The 20,184-nt window shown below is 71.5% G+C and carries 19 protein-coding genes; 17 read left to right on the top strand and 2 right to left on the bottom strand.

Features of this window, described 5'->3' with window-relative positions:
• From G3I65_RS02405 to G3I65_RS02420, 4 genes are all read left to right on the top strand, one after another.
• Positions 1-3,135: acyltransferase domain-containing protein (locus G3I65_RS02405; RefSeq protein WP_160694310.1), on the top strand; the 3,135-nt coding region annotated here is incomplete at its 5' end.
• Complete coding sequence (locus G3I65_RS02410) at positions 3,132-3,422, top strand: phosphopantetheine-binding protein (RefSeq protein WP_086856267.1); 291 nt, start codon at positions 3,132-3,134, stop codon at positions 3,420-3,422. The genes G3I65_RS02405 and G3I65_RS02410, both read left to right, overlap by 4 nt.
• A complete protein-coding gene (locus G3I65_RS02415; RefSeq protein ID WP_160694312.1) occupies positions 3,410-4,186 on the top strand; it encodes an alpha/beta fold hydrolase in 777 nt (258 codons plus the stop codon). Before G3I65_RS02410 ends, G3I65_RS02415 begins: the two co-directional genes overlap by 13 nt.
• Positions 4,183-5,289: a glycosyltransferase gene (locus G3I65_RS02420; RefSeq protein WP_160694314.1), complete on the top strand. Its 1,107-nt coding sequence runs from the start codon at positions 4,183-4,185 to the stop codon at positions 5,287-5,289. Before G3I65_RS02415 ends, G3I65_RS02420 begins: the two co-directional genes overlap by 4 nt.
• Here the strand turns inward: G3I65_RS02420 and G3I65_RS02425 are convergent.
• Together G3I65_RS02425 and G3I65_RS02430 are read right to left on the bottom strand one after the other, a co-directional pair.
• The gene (locus G3I65_RS02425; RefSeq protein ID WP_160694316.1) at positions 5,286-6,119 is read right to left on the bottom strand and encodes an ABC transporter permease; all 834 of its coding nucleotides are present in this window, start codon (positions 6,117-6,119) and stop codon (positions 5,286-5,288) included. The two genes, G3I65_RS02420 and G3I65_RS02425, sit on opposite strands and share 4 nt — an antisense overlap.
• Positions 6,116-7,051 (bottom strand): ATP-binding cassette domain-containing protein, encoded by a 936-nt coding sequence (locus tag G3I65_RS02430; protein ID WP_125313089.1) that lies wholly within the window; start codon positions 7,049-7,051, stop codon positions 6,116-6,118. The genes G3I65_RS02425 and G3I65_RS02430 overlap by 4 nt, the downstream gene beginning before the upstream one ends.
• Before the next feature lie 254 nt (positions 7,052-7,305).
• Here G3I65_RS02430 and G3I65_RS02435 point away from each other — a divergent pair, with 254 nt between their 5' ends.
• The 13 genes from G3I65_RS02435 to G3I65_RS02495 all read left to right on the top strand — a co-directional run.
• Entirely contained in the window at positions 7,306-8,868 is a 1,563-nt protein-coding gene (locus tag G3I65_RS02435) for a DUF6801 domain-containing protein (protein ID WP_160694318.1), read from the top strand.
• Between the two features lie 117 nt (positions 8,869-8,985).
• Positions 8,986-9,708 (top strand): hypothetical protein, encoded by a 723-nt coding sequence (locus G3I65_RS02440; protein WP_160694320.1) that lies wholly within the window; start codon positions 8,986-8,988, stop codon positions 9,706-9,708.
• A complete protein-coding gene (locus G3I65_RS02445; protein WP_160694322.1) occupies positions 9,705-10,499 on the top strand; it encodes an ABC transporter permease in 795 nt (264 codons plus the stop codon). The genes G3I65_RS02440 and G3I65_RS02445 overlap by 4 nt, the downstream gene beginning before the upstream one ends.
• A 54-nt stretch (positions 10,500-10,553) precedes the next feature.
• A complete protein-coding gene (locus G3I65_RS02450; protein ID WP_225440153.1) occupies positions 10,554-11,315 on the top strand; it encodes an ABC transporter permease in 762 nt (253 codons plus the stop codon).
• Complete coding sequence (locus G3I65_RS02455) at positions 11,312-12,517, top strand: MCE family protein (RefSeq protein ID WP_160694323.1); 1,206 nt, start codon at positions 11,312-11,314, stop codon at positions 12,515-12,517. Before G3I65_RS02450 ends, G3I65_RS02455 begins: the two co-directional genes overlap by 4 nt.
• Positions 12,514-13,530, top strand: a complete 1,017-nt coding sequence (locus G3I65_RS02460) for an MCE family protein (RefSeq protein WP_160694325.1) — start codon at positions 12,514-12,516, stop codon at positions 13,528-13,530. Before G3I65_RS02455 ends, G3I65_RS02460 begins: the two co-directional genes overlap by 4 nt.
• A complete protein-coding gene (locus tag G3I65_RS02465) occupies positions 13,527-14,537 on the top strand; it encodes an MCE family protein (protein WP_309235229.1) in 1,011 nt (336 codons plus the stop codon). The genes G3I65_RS02460 and G3I65_RS02465 overlap by 4 nt, the downstream gene beginning before the upstream one ends.
• The gene (locus G3I65_RS02470; protein ID WP_160694327.1) at positions 14,537-15,535 is read left to right on the top strand and encodes an MCE family protein; all 999 of its coding nucleotides are present in this window, start codon (positions 14,537-14,539) and stop codon (positions 15,533-15,535) included. The genes G3I65_RS02465 and G3I65_RS02470 overlap by 1 nt, the downstream gene beginning before the upstream one ends.
• On the top strand, positions 15,532-16,503 hold the full coding sequence (locus G3I65_RS02475; RefSeq protein ID WP_160694329.1) for an MCE family protein: 972 nt from the start codon (positions 15,532-15,534) through the stop codon (positions 16,501-16,503). The genes G3I65_RS02470 and G3I65_RS02475 overlap by 4 nt, the downstream gene beginning before the upstream one ends.
• Complete coding sequence (locus G3I65_RS02480; RefSeq protein WP_160694331.1) at positions 16,503-17,609, top strand: MlaD family protein; 1,107 nt, start codon at positions 16,503-16,505, stop codon at positions 17,607-17,609. Before G3I65_RS02475 ends, G3I65_RS02480 begins: the two co-directional genes overlap by 1 nt.
• On the top strand, positions 17,606-18,112 hold the full coding sequence (locus G3I65_RS02485; protein WP_375336660.1) for a hypothetical protein: 507 nt from the start codon (positions 17,606-17,608) through the stop codon (positions 18,110-18,112). The genes G3I65_RS02480 and G3I65_RS02485 overlap by 4 nt, the downstream gene beginning before the upstream one ends.
• 143 nt (positions 18,113-18,255) lie before the next feature.
• Positions 18,256-18,723, top strand: coding sequence for a hypothetical protein (locus G3I65_RS02490; RefSeq protein WP_239070302.1), 468 nt, complete (start codon positions 18,256-18,258; stop codon positions 18,721-18,723).
• 17 nt (positions 18,724-18,740) lie between these two features.
• Positions 18,741-20,184 (top strand): AMP-binding protein (locus G3I65_RS02495; protein ID WP_160694335.1); only part of this gene is annotated, 1,444 nt, incomplete at its 3' end.

Consider the following 20,184-nt stretch of genomic DNA (forward strand, 5'->3'; position numbering starts at 1 on the left):
GGCGCGCACCAGACGCACGACGACACGCTGTGGGCACTGTTCACGCAGCTCGGCGCGTTGTCGCCGAGCCAGCGGATCAGCCCGCTGTCCCGCGCCGCCGACGGCATGCTCATCGGCGAGGGCACCGCGATCGTCGTGCTCAAGCGGCTGGCCGACGCCCGCCGCGACGGCGACCGCGTGTACGCCGTGATCCGGGGCAGCGGCACGTCGAGCGACGGGCGGGGCGCGAGCCTGCTCAGCCCGTCGGTCGCCGGGCAGACCCTCGCCCTGCGGCGGGCCTGGGCCGGGCTGGACCCGGCGGAGATCGGCTTGCTGGAGGCCCACGGCACCGCCACCCCGGCCGGCGACGCCGCCGAGCTGACCACCGTCGCCGACGTCTTCGGCCAGGCGAGCGGGCCGCGCTCGGTGATCGGCTCGGTCAAGTCGATGATCGGGCACACCCTGCCGACCGCCGGGGTCGCCGGGCTGGTGAAGGTCGCGCTCGCGCTGCACCACGGGGTCCTGCCGCCGACGCTCAACTGCGCGGACCCGAACCCGCTGCTGGACAAGACGCGGTTCCGGGTGCTGGCCGAGGCCGAGCCGTGGGGCGACCTGCCGAGGGTGGCCGCGGTCAACGCGTTCGGCTTCGGCGGGGTGAACGCGCACGTCGTGCTCGAAGCCGGGGATCCCGCGCCGAAGCGGCGGGTCCGCGTCGACGAACCGGAACGCGTGTTGCGGCTGGCTGCGGCCACCCCGGAAGCGCTGCTGGAGCAGCTCGAGAAGCCCGGCGAAGGCGCCGGGCCGTGCCGGCTCGGGATCGTCGGACCGGACGAGCGCAAGCTGGCCACGGCCCGCCGTGTGCTCGCGAAGGTGGCGGCCGAGGGCCGGTCGTGGCACGGCGGCGGCGACATCTGGTGCACGACCGACCCGCTGCTCCCCGATGGCAAGACCGCGTTCCTCTACCCGGGCCTGGAAGCCGACGCCGAGCCGCGCCTCGACGACGTGGCCCGGCACTTCGGCCTCGACCGTCCACAGTGGTCGACGGCGACCGTGCCGGCCCGCGCCACGAGCGTGTCGTCGACGGGCCTGCTGCTCGACCACGCCCTGCGGCGGCTGGGGATCCGCCCGGACGCGCTCGCCGGGCACAGCGCGGGCGAGTGGACGGCCATGCAGGCCGCCGGGATGTACCGGGCCGAGCCGGACCTGCTGGAAAAGTACTGGCCCGGCGGGTTCGAGCTGCCGGAGGCGGACTACCTGGTGCTGGGCTGTGCCGCCGCGCGGGTCGCCGAGCTGCTCCCCGGCGATCTGGTGATCTCGCACGAGAACGCGGCCCAGCAGACCATCGTGTGCGGCCCGCCGGCCGCCGTCGCGGAGTTCGCGGTCACCTGCCGCGGGCTCGGCATCGTGGCCCGGACCCTGCCGTTCCGGTCCGGCTTCCACACGCCCCTGATGGAACCCCACCTCGCGCCGTTCGCGCGGCTCGTCGCGGACCTGGACCTGCTGGCCCCCGCGGTGCCGGTGTGGTCGGCGACGACGACGCGGCCGTACCCGGCGGCCGCGGCGGACGTCCGGCGGCTCTACCTCGACCACCTGCTGCGGCCGGTCCGGTTCCGGCAGCTGACCGAGGCGCTGCACGACGCCGGGTTCCGGGCGTTCGTGCAGGTCGGCGCCGGGCAGCTCGGCTCGTTCGTCACCGACACCCTCGGCGAGCGGCGGCACCTGGTCGTCGCGGCCGCGTCCGGCACGCGGCCCGGGCTCGCGCAGCTGCGGCGGGTCGCGACCGCGTTGTGGACCGAGGGCGGCGACCCCGATTTCGCGGCGCTCGAACCGCGGCTGATCCGGCTCAACACCGGGAAACCCTTGCTGTCACTGGGAGAATCGGCCCGGGGCCTGCTGGAGACCGCGGCGCCGCCCGAGCTGCCCGCCGGGGTACCGGACGCGATCGTCGCCGAGTTCACCGCGCTGCTCACCGAAACCCGCCGGAGCGCGGCGGACGTCGTCGCGGCAGCCGCCCGGCGCCGGGTCGAGTCCACTGTGGACGTGTCGATGGCCGCGATGCCGTACCTGCGCGACCACCGGTTCTTCCGCCAGCGCGACGACTGGCCCGACGAGGACGACTTCCGCCCGGTGGTGCCCGCGACGACGCTCGTCGACCTCGCCTGCCGAGCCGTCGAACGCACCTGGCCGGGCACGAAGGCGGTGACCGTGCGGGACGCCGTCTTCTCGCGCTGGCTGATCGCTTCGCCCGCCCAGCGGGTGCCGTTGTCGCTGAGCCGCGAGGGCGACCGGGTGACTGTCGAGATCGGACCGTACGCGCTGCTGACCGTCGAGGTCGGGGTGTTCGCGGCCCCGCCGTCACCGGCCGGGGTGCCCGGACCGGAGACCGCGCCGCCGCTGAGCGCGGCCGAGATCTACGAGCGGCGTGAGATGTTCCACGGCCCGGCCTACCAGGGCCTGGCCCGGCTGACCGGGCTCGGCGAGCAGCACATCCGCGGCGAGCTGGTCGTGCCGTCCGCGCCCGGCGGGCTGCTCGACAACGTCGGCCAGCTGCTCGGCTGCTGGCTGATGGCGACCCGGTCCGACGGCCTGCTCGCGTTCCCGCGCTCGATCGGCAAGCTCACCTGGTACGGCCCCGAACCGCCGCCGGGCACCCGCGTGACCTGCCAGGCGCGGGTCCGGCTGCCGCGGCCCGACGTCCTGGAGATGGACGCCGAGCTGGTGCGCGACGGCCGGGTGCTGGCGAGCGTCGAGGGCTGGCGGGACGTCCGGTTCCCGTGCGACCGCGCGGCCCACCGCGTTTACGCCTTCCCCGCGGAAAACCTGCTGTCCGAACGGCGGGAGGACGGCTCGGTCGCGGTCACCGACCGCTGGCCGACGGTCGCCGCGCGGGACATCTACGCCGGCGTCTACCTCAGCGCCCAGGAGCGCGCCGAGTTCGCCGCCGTGCCACCGCGGCAGCAGCGCGGCTGGCTGCTGCGGCAGATCGCCGCGAAGGACGCCGTCCGGGCCCGGCTCGCCGAGCCCGTGTACCCCGCGGAAATCCGCGTCCACGACGACGGCACGGTGTCCGGCAGGCACCGGGAGCTGCCGGGTCACGCCGTCACGGTCGAGCTGACCGGGGAGACCGCCATCGCACACCACAGGAGCACGCCATGACCATCGACCACGCGTCCGCGACGTTCGACGTCGTCGCCGAGCTGCTCGCCGAGCTCGTCGGCGACGCCGAGGTGCTCGGCATCGAGATCACGCCCGACACGACGTTCCACGAGGACCTGCAACTGGAAAGCATCGACCTGGTGACCTTCGCGAGCATCCTCGCCGAGCACTTCGGCGCGGACGTCAACCTCGCCGAACACCTTGCCGAGAAGGACCTCGACGACGTCATCGGCCTGACCGTCGGCGACATCGCCCGGTTCGTGGGGGAGCGCACGTGCCCACGATGACCGTCAACGGGCTGCGCACGAACGTGCAGCTCGTTCCCGCCGGCGGCACCGAGACCGTGGTGTTCCTGCACGGCATGGGCACCGACAGCCTGGCGAGCTTCTACCTCACGCTGGCGCCGCCGGTCGCGGCCGCGGGCATCGACGTGATCAGCTACGACCTGCGCGGGCACGGCAAGACCGAGCGCCCGGTGCGGGGCTACACGCTCGGGGACTTCGTCGCCGACCTCGACGACCTGCTCGTGCAGCTGGCCGTCGACCGGCCGGTGCACCTGGTGGGCAACAGCTTCGGCGGCACGCTCGCCTACAGCTACGCCGTGGCGAACCCGGATCGCGTGCGCAGCATCGTGTGCATCGAATCCGAGCCGGCCACCGAGGTGTGGGCCGGGAAGATGAGCGAGATCCTCGCCCACACCGTGCGGTTCCTGCAGGTGGAGGAGAGCTTCGACTGGATCGAGGCGAACTTCAGCGCGCACCACCGGCGGCTGGCGCGGCTGGCGGCCGAGCGGATCACGTCGACGAAGATGGCGGAGGAGGTGCCGCTCGGCCCGTTGCTCACCTGGGAGCAGGTGGCGGCGATCGGCTGCCCCGTGCTGTCCATTTTGGGCAGTCACGGCTACCAGGCCGACGACCTCGAAGCCCTGACGTCGTTGCTGCCGCACGGCGAGCTGCACGTCTTCGAAGGCCAAGGGCACTCGGTGCTGGTGGAGCAGCACCGCGAAGTCCGCGAGCTGGTGCTCAAGTGGATCGATCGGCACGCGGCGTGAGGTTCCTGCTGGTCGTCCCGCCGCTGGCCGGGCACGTGGCGCCGCTGCAGGAGGTGGCCGCGGTGCTCGAAGCGCGCGGGCACTCGGTGGCCTGGTGCGGTCCGGTGCCCGCACTGTCCGCAGTGGTCGCCGGACGGGTCTTCCCGGCCGGTGACTCCGCGCCGTTTTCGGTGGCCCTGCGACCACCGGAGCTGCGGGGATTCGCCGCGCTGAAGTACCTGTGGGAGTCGTACCTGGTGCCGCTGGCGGACGCGATGGTGCCCGGCGTGCTGGCGGCCGTCGCCGTGTTCCGGCCGGACGTCGTCGTGGTGGACCAGCAGGCGATGGCGGGCGCGCTGGTGGCCGCGCGGTGCGGGCTGCCGTGGGCGACGTCGGCGTCGACGTCCACCGAGCTGGCCGATCCGCTGGGTTCGCTGCCGAAGATCGCGTCCTGGGTGGACGAACTGCAGGCGGGCTTGCGCGCGCGGCACGGCGTCCTGCTCGGCGACCTGCGGTTCTCCCCGCACCTGGTGCTGGCGTTCACGACCCGGGCGCTGGCCGGCGATTCCCGGCTGGCGGTGCCGGTGTCCTACGTCGGCCCGGCGCTGCCGCCAGCGCCCGGCGAATGGTCCCCTGTGGACGATCGGCCGCTGGTCGTGGTGACACTGGGGACGTCGAACGCGGCGGCAGGGGGCCGGTTCCTCGCCGAAAGCGTGGACGCGCTGGCGGGGATGCCGGACGTGCGGGGCCTGGTGGTGGACCCGTCCGGCAGCCTGATCAGTGAAAGCGTCGCGCTGGCCCGGCGGATCCCGCAGGTGGCGGTGTTCGCGCACACGTCGGTGGTGGTCTGCCACGGCGGGCACAACACGGTGTGCGAGGCGCTCGCGGCCGGGGTTCCGCTGGTGGTGGCGCCGATCCGCGACGACCAGTCGATGCTGGCCCAGCAGGTGGTCGCGGCGTCGGCGGGCGTGCGCGTGCGGTTCGACCGGGCCAAGGCGGCCGACCTCCGGAAGGCGATCGAGTCGGCCGGGCACTACCGGCCGGGGGCCGAGAAGATCCGTGAGTCGTTCGAGGCGGCGGGTGGTGCGGAGGAAGCGGCGACGCACCTGGAGGCGCTGGGTTAGGCGCGGTTGCGGAAGGTGCGGGCCGCCAGCGTGGAGCCCGCCACCGCGGCCACCGCCGCGATCACCAGTGCCGTCAGGACCGACCAGCCGATCGGGCGGGCCAGCGCCAGCGCGCGGGTCGCGTCGATCGCGTACGTCAGCGGGTTGACCGCCGAAACGACCCGCACCCACGCCGGCATCGTGTCCAGCGGCATGTACGCGCTGGAGGAGAACATCAGCGGGAACATCACCACGAACGACGCCGCCTGCAGGGTCTCCGCCTTGCGCAGCCACGTCGTGATCGCGACGAACACCCAGCTCAGGCACCAGCCGACGACGAGCGTCAGCAGCAGCGCCAGCCCCAGGCCGAGCACGCCGCCCGCCGGGCGGAAGCCGAGGAACAGCACGCTCGCCAGCGCCGTCACCACGAGCTGGACGGCGAGCCGCGCGGAGTCCGCCAGTGTGCGGGCGACCAGTACTGAGACCAGGGAGATCGGCAGGCAGCGGAGCCGGCCGGTGAAACCGCCGTAGATCTCCGCGAGCAGGCCCGCGCCCGAGCTCATCGCCGTCGTCATCGCGATGTTCACCAACGTCGCCGGCACCAGGAAGTTCACGTAACCCTGGTACGCCGCAACACCCGGCAGGGCGCCGACGCCGCTGAACACCTGGCTGAACAACAGGAGCAGCACCACCGGCTGCAACAGTCCGAAGAAGACCAGCCGCCGGTCGCCGAACGCCGTGCGCAGCGAACGGCCCGCCAGCACGCGAACCTGGGTCCAGAACCCGGATTCCGGCCACGCCGCGGGGTCGCCGAGCGCGGAGACGGCCGCCCGGTGCCGCGCCTGCGTCACCAGCCGACCGCCGTCCGGTGCAGGGACAGGTAGACGTCGTCGAGCGTCGGCTCGGTCACCGTCAGGTCCCGCAGCGGCGCGCCCGCCGTGTCGAGCGCGCGCACCAGCACCGGGATGTCGCCGGGCCCGGTCAGCGGCACGGCGAGGACGAGCCCGGTGCGCCCGGCCGCCATTCCCAAGCGGGACAACGCATCGACGGCTCGTTGGAGCGCCAGCTCGGTGCCGAAGGTCAGTGTCGCGGTCCGGTTGCCGAGCCGTCCCTTGAGCTGCGCCGGCGTCCCGGACACCGTGATGTGCCCGAGGCCGAGGACGACCACGTGGTCGGCCAGCCGGTCCGCCTCCTCGAGGTACTGCGTGGTGAGCACGACGGTCGTGCCGCGCGCCGCGAGCCCTTCGACGACCGACCACAGCCCGGACCGGCTCACCGGGTCGAGTCCCGTCGTCGGCTCGTCGAGGAAGAGCACCTGCGGCGCGCCGACAAGGCCCGCGGCCAGGTCCAGCCGCCGCTTCATCCCGCCGGAATAGGTCGCGGCGGGCCGGTCGGCCGCGTCTTCGAGACCGAAGGCCGCGATCAGCTCGGCGGCCCGCGCCTGCGCCTGGCGGGGTTTCGCACCCAGCAGCCGGGCGATCAGCACGAGGTTCCCGCGCCCGGACAGGGCGTCGTCGACCGCGGCGAACTGCCCGGTCACCCCGATCCGCCGCCGGACCGCGCGCCCGCGCTGCACGACGTCGTAGCCGCACACCCGGGCGGTGCCCGCGCTCGGCCGGACGCGCGTGCTGAGGATGTCGATCAGCGTGGTCTTCCCGGCGCCGTTGTGGCCGAGGACCGCCAGCACCGCGCCGCGGGCGACGGTCAGGCTGATCCCGGCGAGCGCGGTGACTTCGCCGTACTGCTTCGCGAGGTCGGTCACGGCGATGACCGGCTGGTTCATGGCCGCTCCTTCCCCTACCTTTGGAAAAGGTAACGGGACAGCCGTGCCGCGAGCAAGAAGATCGCGACCACTCCCCGTGCGCGTGACAATTTTCGCGACGCCGATCCGTCCGCACGTGACAAGCGCTGACCTGCATGACTCTTCCCGGCAGTGGCGCTCCCATGCGCGTGACAAAGAATTCACGGTCGCTTGTTCGGCCGGAAACACGGAGGTACTTTTCGCTGAAATTCCCCCATTCCCTGAGGTGACGACCCGTGAGATTTTCGTGGAAGTCGAGAAAGCCCGCGTTCGGCTTGGCCGCCGCCACCGCCGCGGGGGTCGCGGCGACCGTGGCGCTCGTCGGGGCCGGGCCGACCGAGGCCGCGCCGGTGACCCTGACGTTGAACTACAACTGCCCGTTCCCGTTGATCGGCGACCAGGTCCTGTCGGTGAAGATCGACACGAACCTGCCCGACAACGCCGTCGCGGGCGCGTCGTCGACGCCGATCACCTTCGACGTCGACGTCACCGTGCCGGAGACCGCCACCGAGGGCCTCGCCCTGGTCGGCGCCACCTCGCTCGACGGCTCGGCGAAGGCCGCGGCGCAGCTCAAGTACCCGGTCGACAAGACGCTGAACCTGAACCTGCCGCTGACCATCGCGTCGACGCCGGTGCCGCCCTCGGGCGCGTTCCACGTCAAGAGCAGCGGCAAGGCACCGGCGGTGACGTTCCCCAGCCCCGGCACCGCCTCGGTGACGGTCGGGAACTTCAGCACCACGATGACCCCGCGCACCGCGGACGGCCAGCCGACCGACCTGGGCACGTTCACGTCGGACTGCGTCGCCGTCCCGGGCCAGAACCAGCTGCTCGGCACGTTCGAGATCAAGCCGGCGGGCGGCACCACGACGCCGACCACGCCGACCACGCCGACGACCCCCACCACCCCGACGACTCCGACGACCGAGCCGACGACCCCGACGACGGAGCCGACGACTCCGACCACGGAGCCGACGACCCCGACGACCGAGCCGACGACTCCCACGACGGAGCCGACCACGCCGACGACGGAGCCGACGACTCCGACCACGGAGCCGACGACCCCGACGACCGAGCCGACGACTCCCACGACGGAGCCGACCACGCCGACGACGGAGCCCACGACTCCCACGACGGAGCCGACGACGGAGCCCACGACTCCCACGACCGAGCCGACGACCCCGACCACGGAGCCGACGACTCCCACCACGGAACCCACCACCCCGACGACGGAACCGACCACCCCCACCACCGAGCCGACCACGCCGACGACCCAGCCGACCACACCGCCGGGCAGCGTCGACGTCAAGTACTCGGTCAAGGGCAAGTCGTTCCTCAAGCAGCTGCACGCCACGCTGCCGCTCGGCCCGGGCAGCCTGGACGCGAAGCTCGACGCCGCGTCCGGCAAGTTCGGCGCCCAGCTCGCGCTGCCGAAGTCGGACGTGGACTTCCGCGTCCTCGGCTTCATCCCGGCGTCGGCGACGGTGAAGCTCGACCAGGTCGGCGCGATCAACGGCACGCTCACCGGCGGGGCGGTCAAGGCCGAGGCGCGGATCGACGTCCAGCTGACCAAGGTGCGGGTCTTCGGGTTCCCGATCCTGCAGTCGAAGTCGTGCCACACGGTGCAGCCGGCCGACGTGCCGCTCGCCTCGGCGCCCGGCTTCGACCCGCTCAAGGGCGGCAAGCTGACCGCGACCTACGGCATCCCGCAGTTCACCGGCTGCGGTTTCCTGACCGGTCTGATCAGCGGGCTCGCCTCCGGCCCGGGCAACAAGCTGGAAGTGACCCTCACCAAGAAGTGAGGTAGCCGCGCGAAAACGCAGACCCGCGTGACAAGAACGTGAAGAACCCTTGTCCCGCAACGAGAATCGTCAGTAGCTTCGGAAAGGATCTCCTTCGATGAGGAAGGCTGGACATCCGTGCTGACCCGGTTCTCGCTGCCGCTCGTGCTGATCGGAGTCGCGTTCTCGTTGGGTGCCGCGGAAGCCGCGCCCAACGAGGACGCGCCCCCGGCGCAAGCGGCCACGCAGATCCCCTTCGGGTTCACCCTGGGGGACGCGCAGCAGCCGACCACGAGCCACGTCGCCAAGCTCGGGTCGGACATCGCCTTCCCGCCGGGTACCTTCGACGGCGCGCTCGGCGGTCTCAGCAACACGGTGCCGATCACCGGCAAGCTGAACATCCCGCCCACCGACGGCTACTTCGTCGCGTTCCGGTTCATGGGCACCACCGGCCGCGTCGAGATCGTCCCGGACGGCGACGCCACCGGCACCGCCACCGTGAAGACCGGCAAGGACACCAACTGCAAGACCACGCAGACGAACATCTGCGCCGACACCGACGTGACCGCGAAGGTGTTCATCAAGCTCTCGAACGTGAAGGTGGACGGCAAGGCACTCGACGTCGGCCCGGACTGCCGGACCGCGCAACCCGCCGCCGTGAACATCAAAGCCCTGGTGCCGATTTCGCTGCCGGCCCCGCCGGTGAAGGTGACATCGACGTTCACCACGCCCGCGTTCGCCGGGTGCACCGGGCGCGAGGACCTAAGCCGGCTGCTCACCGGCCTGGTTTCGGGGCCGGGCAACACCTTCGTCTCGAACCTCACCCTGCGTTGCTTCAGCTCCGGGTGCAAGCAAGCATGACCACCCTGCTCAGCGAAGCTCCCCGGAAAGCGGCGAACGGCCTGCGCGAGTTCGGACGCATGTGCGCGATGGGCCTCGACATCATCCTCGCGATGTTCCGCCGCCCGTACCAGGTGCGCGAGTTCGTCCAGCAGTTCTGGTTCATCGCCAGCGTGTCCATCACGCCGGCGATCCTGGTGTCCATCCCGTTCGGCGCGGTCATCTCGCTGCAGCTCGGCTCGCTCACCAGCCAGATCGGCGCCCAGCAGTTCAACGGCGCGGCGAGCGTGCTGGCCGTCGTGCAGCAGGCGAGCCCGATCGTGACGACGCTGATCATCGCCGGCGCGGGCGGCAGCGCCATCTGCGCCGACCTCGGCGCGCGCAGCATCCGCGAGGAGATCGCCGCGATGGAGGTGCTCGGCGTCTCGCCGATCCACCGGCTGATCGTGCCGCGGGTGCAGGCCGCCGTCGGGGTTTCCGTGCTGCTCAACGGGCTCGTCAGCGTGGTCGGCGTGCTGGGCGGCTACTTCTTCAACGTCATCATCCAGGGCGGCACGCCCGGCGCGTACCTGGCCAGCTTCAACGCCCTCGCGCAGCTGCCGGACCTGGTCGTCAGCTCGGTGAAGGCGGTGATCTTCGGCTACCTCGCCGGGGTGGTCGCGTCGTACCGCGGCCTGAACCCGAAGGGCGGCCCCAAGGGCGTCGGCGACGTCGTCAACCAGTCCGTCGTCATCACCTTCCTGCTGCTGTTCTTCGTCAACACCGTGCTGACCGCGCTGTACCTGCAGCTCGTCCCGGCGAAGGGAACCTGAGTGGCCATCCTCGGCAAACCCGGCGACCGGCTGTTCGAACTCGGCGACCAGCTGATGTTCTACGTCCGGGCGATCGCCGCCGTCCCGCTCGCGGTGACCCGCTACTTCCGAGAAGTGGTGCGGTTGCTGGCCGAAGTGACGTTCGGCAGCGGCGCGCTCGCGGTCATCGGCGGCACGATCGGCGTGATGGTCGGGCTGTGCGTGTTCACCGGCGTCACCGTGGGCCTGCAGGGGTTCAGCGCACTGAACCAGATCAACATCTCGGCGATGACCGGGTTCCTGACGGCGTACTTCAACACTCGCGAGATCGCGCCGCTCGTCGCCGGGCTCGCGCTTTCGTCCACAGTGGGCAGTGGCTTCACCGCGCAGCTGGGCGCCATGCGGATCTCCGAGGAGATCGACGCGCTGGAGGTGATGGCCGTGCGGAGCATGCCGTACCTGGTCACCACCCGGATCGTGGCCGGGTTCATCGCGATCATCCCGCTGTACGTCGTCGGGCTGCTGATCTCCTACCTCGGCTCCCGGCTGACGACCGTGGTCTTCTTCGGACAGTCCGGCGGCACCTACGACCACTACTTCACGCTGTTCCTGCCGCCCGGCGACGTGCTGTGGTCGTTCGGCAAGGTGCTCGTCTTCAGCGTCGGCGTGATCCTGACCCACTGCTTCTACGGCTACCGCGCCAGCGGCGGGCCGGCGGGCGTCGGCGTCGCGGTCGGCCGGGCCGTGCGGACGTCGATCGTGCTGATCAGCGTGCTCGACCTGTTCCTGTCCCTGGCCATCTGGGGCGCGACGACGACGGTGAAGGTGTCCGGATGAGCCGCTTCGCCACGCAGCTCGCCGGGGTCGCCTTCCTCGGCGTGCTCGTGCTGCTCGGCTACCTCGCGGTCGCCATCTACGACAAGGACTTCGACGACTCGGAGCTGGTGACGCTGCGGGCGGACCGGGTCGGCAACCAGCTCGCGCCGACCGCCGAGGTGAAGGTCAAGGGCGTGCCGTTCGGCGAGGTCCGGGCGGTCCGCAGCACTCGCACCGGTGCCGAGATCGACCTGGCGCTCGACCCCGCCAAGATCGGCCAGCTGCCGGGCAACGTCTCCGCGCGGCTGCTGCCCAAGACCGTCTTCGGCGAGCGGTACGTCAACCTCGTGCTCCCGGACAATCCACAAGGGACGCTGCACGCCGGGGACGTCATCGCGCAGGACCGCTCGTCGAGCGCGATCGAGCTGGAACGCGTCCTCGGTGATCTGCTGCCGCTGTTGCGCGCGGTGCAGCCGCAGAAGCTGAACAGCTCCCTGGGCGCGATCTCCCAGGCCCTCGACAACCGCGGGCAGCCGATCGGGGACAGCATCGTCAAGCTGCAGGACCTGCTGGCCCAGGTGAACCCGCTCATGCCGCAGTTCAAGGCGGACATCACCGGGCTGGCGAACGCGGCCGACGTCTACACCACCGCCGCGCCGGACATCCTGCAGGCGCTGACCGACCTGTCGACGACCGCGAAGACCATTGTGGACACCCGCGCGGACCTCGACAACCTCTACACGAGCGTCACCAGTGCCACCGGCCACCTGAACGACTTCCTGCGGAAGAACAAGGACAACATCATCGGCGTCTCCGTCGCCAGCCGCCCGTCGCTGGAGCTGCTTTCCCAGTACTCACCAGAGTTCCCGTGCCTGTTCGACGCGGTGAACCGGCTCAAGCCGCTGATGGAGAAGGCACTGGGCAAGGGCACGAACGAGCCGGGGCTGCACGTGACGCTCACCGTGCAGGACCCGCGTGACAAGTACGTCCCCGGCCGCGACACCCCGCGGTTCGACGCGACCGGCGGCCCGAAGTGCTACGGCGGCGGCGCGGCCGCGTCGGGTGCCGCGTTCGCCACCGACGGCGACCTCGGGCCGGCCAACTCGCCGGGCGAGCGGCAGCTGGTCGCCGAGCTCCTGAAGCCGACGCTGGGTGACGTCCCGGACTGGAGCAGTGTCCTGATCGGACCCGCCCTGCGCGGCACGGAGGTGACCGTCCGATGAGGAGCGTCGCAGGACCCGCCATCAAGGGCCTGATCTTCTTCCTGGTGACCGCGGTCGCCACCGCGATCCTCGCGATCACCATCGCCAACTCCAGCGTCGGCGCCACCATCGGCTACACGGCCCGCTTCACCGACGCCACCTCGGTCAACCCCGGCGACGAGGTCCGCATGGCCGGCGTCCGGATCGGCCAGGTCGACGCGGTGCGGGTAGTCGAGCACCGCCTCGCCGACGTCGACTTCTCGGTCGACCGCACGCACCGGCTCACCGCGTCGGCCGCGGTGACCATCCGCTACCGCAACCTGGTCGGGCAGCGCTACCTCTCGGTCGACCCCGGCGCCACCGACACCTCGCCGACGCTGGCCGAAGGCGCGCAGATCCCGCTGGACCGGACCACCCCGGCCCTCGACCTCACCGCGTTGTTCAACGGCTTCAAGCCGCTCTTCCAGGCGCTGTCGCCCAACGACGTCAACCAGCTGTCGTTCGAGATCATCCAGGTGCTGCAGGGCGAGGGCAGCACGATCGAAAGCCTGTTGCGGCACACGGCGTCGCTGACGTCCACATTGGCCGGCAAGGACGCCGTCATCGGGCAGGTGATCGGCAACCTCAACACCGTGCTCGACACCGTGAACGCCCAAGGCGACCAGTTCGACGCGCTCGTCGACACCACCGCGCAGCTGGTCACCGGCCTGGCCGCGGACGCCAAGCCGATCGGGCAGGCGATCGGTGGCCTCGGCGAGCTGACCACCGCCACCGCCGGACTGTTGGAGCAAGGCCGCCAGCCGCTCAAGGACAGCATCACCGCGCTCGGGGACCTGTCGAAGAACCTGGCCGACAACACCCCGGTGTTCCAGCAGTTCATCGACAACCTGCCGAAGAAGCTCGACCGGATCGGCACGCTGTTCTCCTACGGCTCGTGGGCGAACTTCTACCTCTGTTCCGTGGAGACCGACGCGAAACCGGCGCCCGGCGGCCCGCCGCCCGGCATCCCCGTCACGGCCGGGAGGTGCCGGTGAAACCGCCTCGCATCAAACCGTTCCGCAGCCGGAACCCGATCGCCGTCGGCGCGGCGACCGCGCTGGTCATGGCGCTGATCGGCGGCGCCACGTTCTTCTCCGACGACCTGCCGCTGGTCGGCGGTGGCACGACGTACAAGGCGGAGTTCCGCGAGGCCGCCGGGCTCAAGCCGAACGACGAGGTCCGGGTGGCCGGGGTGAAGGTCGGCGAGGTCACCGACGTGCGGCTGGCCGGCGACCACGTCGAGGTCCTGTTCCGCGTCAAGGACACGTGGGTCGGGAACCGGACGACCGCGGCGATCAAGATCAAGACGTTGCTGGGGCAGAAGAACCTCGTGCTCGACCCGGTCGGCAACGGCGAGCTGGACCCGGACCAGCCGATCCCGCCCGAGCGCATCAGCTCGCCCTACGACGTCACCACGGTCTTCAACGACCTGGCCGGCACGGTCGGCGCGATCGACACCGACCAGCTCGCGCAGGCGTTCCGCACACTGTCCGACACGCTCGGCGCGTCGGCACCGCAGGACGTGCGGACGGCGTTCGACGGCATCGCCGCGCTGTCGCAAACGCTGGCCTCGCGCGACGAAGAACTCGTGAAGCTGTTCCAGAACACCAACGAGGTCTCGAAGACGCTCGGCGAGCGGTCGGACCAGATCCAGGCGCTGATCCGCGACGGCAACACACTGCTCACCGAGCTGAACGCGCGCAAGGACGCGATCGCGCAGCTGTTCAGCGGCATCAAGAACCTGGCGATCCAGCTGCGCGGGCTGGTCGCGGACAACCAGAAGACGCTCGGCCCGGCGCTCGACCAGCTCGACCGCGTCGCGACCGTGCTGCAGCAGAACCAGGGGAAGCTCGAGGACAGCCTGCGCCTGGCCGGGCCGTTCTACCGGCTGCTCGGCAACGCCGTCGGCAACGGCCGGTGGATCGACACCTACATCTGCGGGCTGATCCCCACCGGCACCACGCCGGGAAGCTGCCTGCCGCCGAAGAACGGGGGACGCTGATGGCGCACCAGCTGATCGATCTGGGCGCGCGGGCTCGCCGGCGGACGAAACTGCGCGCGCTCACGGTCGGTGTCCTGCTCGCACTCGTCGTCTCGGCGGCGTGGCCGGTCGTGACCGCGCCCGCCGAGCGGACGCTGACCGCGTACTTCACCGCCGCCGTCGGCATCTACCCCAACTCCGACGTCCGCGTGCTCGGCGTCGCCATCGGGTCGGTGTCCAAAGTGGAGCCGAACGGCACCGACGTCAAGGTGACCATGACGCTGAAGCCGGACGCCCAGCTGCCCGCGGACGCCGGCGCCGTGGTGATCACGCCGAGCCTGGTCGCCGACCGGTACGTGCAGATCACGCCCGTCTACCGCGGCGGGCCGCAGCTGCCGGACGGCGCCTCGATCCCGCGCGAGCGCACGGCGACCCCGGTCGAGGTCGACGACCTGCTGCACAGCCTCAACCAGCTGATGTCCGCGCTGGGACCGCAGGGAGCCAACAAGGACGGCGCGGTCAGCGAAGTGCTGACCAAGTCGGCCGAGTACCTCAGCGGCAACGGGCAGACCATCGGCACCGCGATCAAGAACCTCGGCGAATTCGCGCGTGCGGCCAGCGATTCGAAGGACGACCTGTTCGGCTCGGTGGACAACATCAGCAAGTTCACCGCGATGCTCGCCGCCAACGACGGTCAGGTGAAGCAGGCGATCTCGCAGATCGCGTCGCTGAGCAAGGTGCTGGCCGACCAGCGCGACCAGTTCTCCGGCGCGCTGACCGAGCTGACCCAGGCGTTGACCGTGGTTCAGGGGTTCATCAAGGACAACCGCGGCAAAGTGCAGTCCGATGTGGACAAGCTTGCCGACGTCACGAAGATCCTCGTCAACCAGAAGGATTCCCTCGCCGAAGCGCTGCAAGCGGCGCCGAACGCGCTGACGAACCTCCTGGGCGCCTACGACCAGGCGAACGGGACCATCGACGGCCGCGGCAACCTCCTCGAGTTCCCGGAGGGCAAATGAAGTCCCTGGTCAAGCTCGCGGCGGTGGTGACGCTCGCGCTCGTCACCACCGGCTGCGGGCGCGGGGTCAGCGTCTACGACATCCCGCTTCCCGGCGGTGCCGCGCTCGGCGACCACCCGATCCACGTCACCGCGAGCTTCACCAACGTGCTCGACCTGGTGCCGCAGTCCGGCGTCAAGGTCAACGACGTCCCGGTCGGGCAGGTCGTCAAGGTGGAGCTGGCGCCGGACGGGCACAGCGCGATCGTGGACCTGCTGCTCAACGGCGACGTCGACCTGCCGGGCAACGCCGTCGCCCGGCTGCGGCAGGCCAGCATCCTCGGCGAGAAGTTCGTCGAGCTGGCCGCGCCGCCCGACGCGACGCCGTCGGGCCGGCTGCTGGACGGGGCGACGATCCCGCTGGACCAGTCCACGCTGACGCCGGAGATCGAGGAGGTCTTCGGCGCGTTGTCGCTGCTGCTCAACGGCGGTGGGGTGGCACAGGTCCAGAACATCAGCCACCAGCTGAACGAAGCCCTCGGCGGGCGCGAGACCGCGGCCCGCAGCCTGCTGTCCAGTTTGGACGAGTTCGTGCGCGGGCTCGACGAGCACCGCACCGAAATCACGCGGGCGATCGAGAGTGTCAACAAGCTCGCGCAGACGCTGAACGCGCACACCGGCCAGATCACCACGACGCTCAACGGCCTCACGCCCGGCATCGGCGTGCTCAACCAGCAGCGGGAGGCGCTCGTCGGGATGCTCAAGTCCCTCGACGGCCTGACTTCGGTCGCGGTGGACACGGTGAACAAGAGCAAGGACGACCTGGTCGCCGACCTCAAGGCGCTCGAACCGCTGCTGCGGCGGCTGGCCGATTCCGGCGACAAGCTGCCGAAGGCGATGGAGATGATCTTCACCTTCCCGTTCCCGGACGCGGCGCTCGACACCATCCGCGGCGACTACCTCAACGGCTTCCTCAAGGTGGGTCACTGATGCTGACCCGGTTCGTGCGCGTCCAGGTGACCCTCTTCGTGGTCATCGCCGTCCTCGGCGTGGCCTACGTCGGGGCCACCTACGCCGGTCTGGACAAGGTGTTCTTCGACCGCGGCTACACCGTGAAGGCGCAGTTCCCGACCGGTGGCGGCATCTTCACCAACGCGGAGGTCACCTACCGCGGGGTGCCGATCGGCCGGGTCGGCGAGCTGCGCCTGACCCCGGCCGGGATGGAAGCCGACCTCGAGATCGACGCCGGCACCGCACCGGTCCCGGCCGACACCGAAGCGATCGTCGCCGACCGCTCGGCCGTCGGCGAGCAGTACGTCGACCTCCGCCCGCGCAGCGACGGCGGCCCGAAGCTGCACGACGGCTCGGTGATCACGCAGGCGGACACGAAGATCCCGCTGCCGGTCGACGTCGTCTTGTCGACAGTGGACACGTTCGCCAACTCGGTGCCGAAGCCCGCGCTGCGCACGGTCGTCGACGAGCTGTACAAGGCGACCACCGACGCCGGCCCGGCGCTGGACCAGCTGGTCGGCCGCGGCATCGAGTTCGTGCAGGCGGCGAGCGCGCACGTGGCGCCGCTGACCCGGTTCGTCACCGACGCCCACGTCGTGCTCGACACCCAGGTGCAGCAGGCCGGCGCGATCCGCGAATTCGGCGCGAACGCCAAGCTGCTCGCGTCGACGTTGAAGCAGTCCGACGGCGACCTGCGCACGCTCATCCCGGCGGTGCCGGCCGCGGCGAACGAGGTGAGCGAGCTGATCCGCGACTCGGGGCCGCAGCTGGGCGTGCTGCTGGCGAACCTGCTGACCACCGTGGACGTCCTGGAGAACCGGCGGGACGGGCTGCGGCAGCTGCTGATCACCGCACCGCGGGCGGTCGCGGCGGGCAGCGCGGTGGTGCGGCCGGACGGTGCCCACTTCGGACTGTCGCTGACGTTCTTCGACCCGCCGCCGTGCACGACCGGGTACTCGACGCCGTACCGCGACGGCCTGGACACCTCGACCCGCCCGCTGAACACGGCCGCGCGCTGCGCGCTGCCGAAGGGCGACCCGACGAACGTGCGGGGCTCGCAGAACGCACCGGGAGGACGGCCGTGAAGATCCTGACGTGGCTGGCCCCGGCGACCGCGGTCCTGGCGACCGCGGCGGCCGGGTGGTCCGGGTTCACCTGGTGGCAGGCGGCGCACGACGACGGCGTCGCGCGCGCGGTCGTCCGGGAGGACGCGTTGCAGGCCGGGCGAACCGCCGTCGCCGGACTGACCACTTTGGACTACCGACAGGCGGCACCGGGGTACCAGCACTGGCTGGACCTCTCGGGTGGCGCGCTGCACGACGAGCTGGCGGCCGACCGGCAGGGGAGCCTCGACCGGATCGCGCAGGCGAAGACCGTCACCACCGGCAAGGTCACCGACGCCGCGGTGACCGAAGTGGACACCGGCGCGGGGACGGCGAAGCTGATCGCGTCGGTCGAGCTGGTCGTCGCACCCGACGGCGGCGACGCCGTGACCAAACGCAACCGGTTCCAGGCCGACCTGACCCGCGGCCCGGACGGCTGGCGCGTCACCGGGCTCGGCCAGGTCCCGACCGGGGAGGCACCGTGACCGTTCCGACGAAGAAGCGAGCCGTCAAGGTGGCCGGGCGCCACCACGAGGACCAAGACGGTCGTGAGTGGCAAGTAGGGTTAGAACCCGACTTGCCACTCACGACCACTGGGCCACGGCGGCGGGTGCGGTGGGTGTGCCTGGTGGTCGCCGTGGTGATGGCCTGCGTCGCGGGGTGGTGCGCGATCGAAGCGCGGCAGACGAACGCCGTTGTCGCGCACAACAGCGCGCTCGCCGACGCCTCGGGCACCGCGGACGCGGCGAAGCAGATCAGCGCCGCACTCGGCACGGTCTTCTCCTACCGCTTCGACGATCCGGCCAAGAGCGAGCAGGCGGCGAAGGCCGTCCTCACCGGTCCCGCGCTGGCCCAGTACGACCAGCTCTTCGGGCAGGTGCGCAAGCTCGCCGCGGACCAGAAGCTGGTGGTCACCTCGACCGCCGTCGCGTCCGGCGTGAAGCTCCTGGACGGCGACCGCGCGGCGCTGCTGGTGTTCCTCGACCAGACCGGGACGCGGGGCGACGGGCAGCGCAGCACCGGCGCCGCGCAGCTGAGCGTCACGGCCGAACGCGTCGACGGGAAGTGGCGCGTCACCGGGATGTCCGCCGCCTGAGAATGCACGAGGGACCGATGCTCACGAGTTCTGAACCGGCTGCGGGCGGACCAACCGCCGCGGCCGGGGCCACGACGCTCTCGACGCTCCTGACCGCGCGCGCCGCGGCCGCGGGAGCCGAGAGAGCGCTTACCTGGTTCGCCGGTACGGAAAGGCGGACGCTGACGTGGGCCGGACTGGACCACCGGGTGACCGCCGTCGCCGCGGCCCTGCGCCAGGTCACCGAACCCGGGCAGCGCGCGGCGATCCTCGTTGCGGATCCGGTGGAGCACGTCGTCGCGTTCCTCGGCGCGCTGCGGGCGGGGCTGGTCGCGATCTCCGTCGGCCCGGACCGCGCGCGCGTCCTCGCGGACGCGGAACCGGCGATCGTGCTGGCGACAACGGCGACGGTCGCCGATACGCGGCGGTTCTTGTCTACTTTGGACACCTGCGGGCACCGGGTGCTCGCCGTGGACGGTGTGCCGGACGCGCCGGGCTTCACCGAAGACCCGGTGGCCGCCGAGGACGTGGCGTACTTGCAGTACCCGGGCGCGGTGATGGTCACGCACGCGAACATCGTCGCCAACGCCCGGCAGGCGGCGGCGGTACTGGGACCTGGTGCGCTGGTGAACCGTTCGCCGTTCAGCGATCCGCTCGGCCTGCTGCTCGGGGTCGCGGTGCCGCTCGTGACGGGCCGTCCTGTCTTGCTCGTTTCGCGGCTGGCGGCTCTCGGGCCCGTGACCACGCTCGTGAGCAGCGCCGACCCGGATCTGGACCGGGTGCGCGCGGCGTTCGGCGTGTCCGGGCAGCTGCGGGTGTGTTACATCGTGGCCGAAGCGACGGCGCTGGTCGCTTGTGGACAGCCGGCGGGCCAGCGCGTCGCGATCATCGGCCCCGACGGACGGCGGCTGCCCGCGGGCGAGCCCGGCGAGATCTGGGTGAGCGGCCCGAACGTCGCCCGCGGCTACCGGAACCGGCCCGATGAGTCCGCTCGCGTGTTCTGCGCGTTCATCGCGGGGGACGACGAGCCGCGGTGGTGGCTGCGCACCGGCCACCTCGGGGTGCTTGGCGAGTCGGGCGAGCTGTCCGTCCTCGACGACGACTTCGCTGCCGGGCGCGACCTGCGGGACCTCGAAACGACCGTCGGGGAGGCCCGTCCGGTGGTGCGGGGCGCGGCCGCGTTCGCTGCCGGGCAGCACCTACGGGACCTTGAAGTGATCGCCGGGGAAGCTCATCCGGCGATTCGCGATGCGGCCGCGTTCGCCGTCGGGCACGACCCGCGCGACCTCGAAGCGACCGCCGCGGAAGCCCATCCGGCGATTCGGAACGTGGCCGCGTTCGCCATCCCCGGGGCGCAGGTCGTGCTCGTCGTCGAGCTGGCCGCGGGAAGCGTCCCGCCACACGGCGCGGTCGAGCGGGCGGTGCGCGGCGCATTGTCGGCGCGGCACGGGCTCACGCCGCGCCGGGTCGTCGTGCTGGGCG

It is taken from the genome of Amycolatopsis sp. SID8362 (genome assembly GCF_010550475.1).
Classification (GTDB): domain Bacteria; phylum Actinomycetota; class Actinomycetes; order Mycobacteriales; family Pseudonocardiaceae; genus Amycolatopsis; species Amycolatopsis eburnea.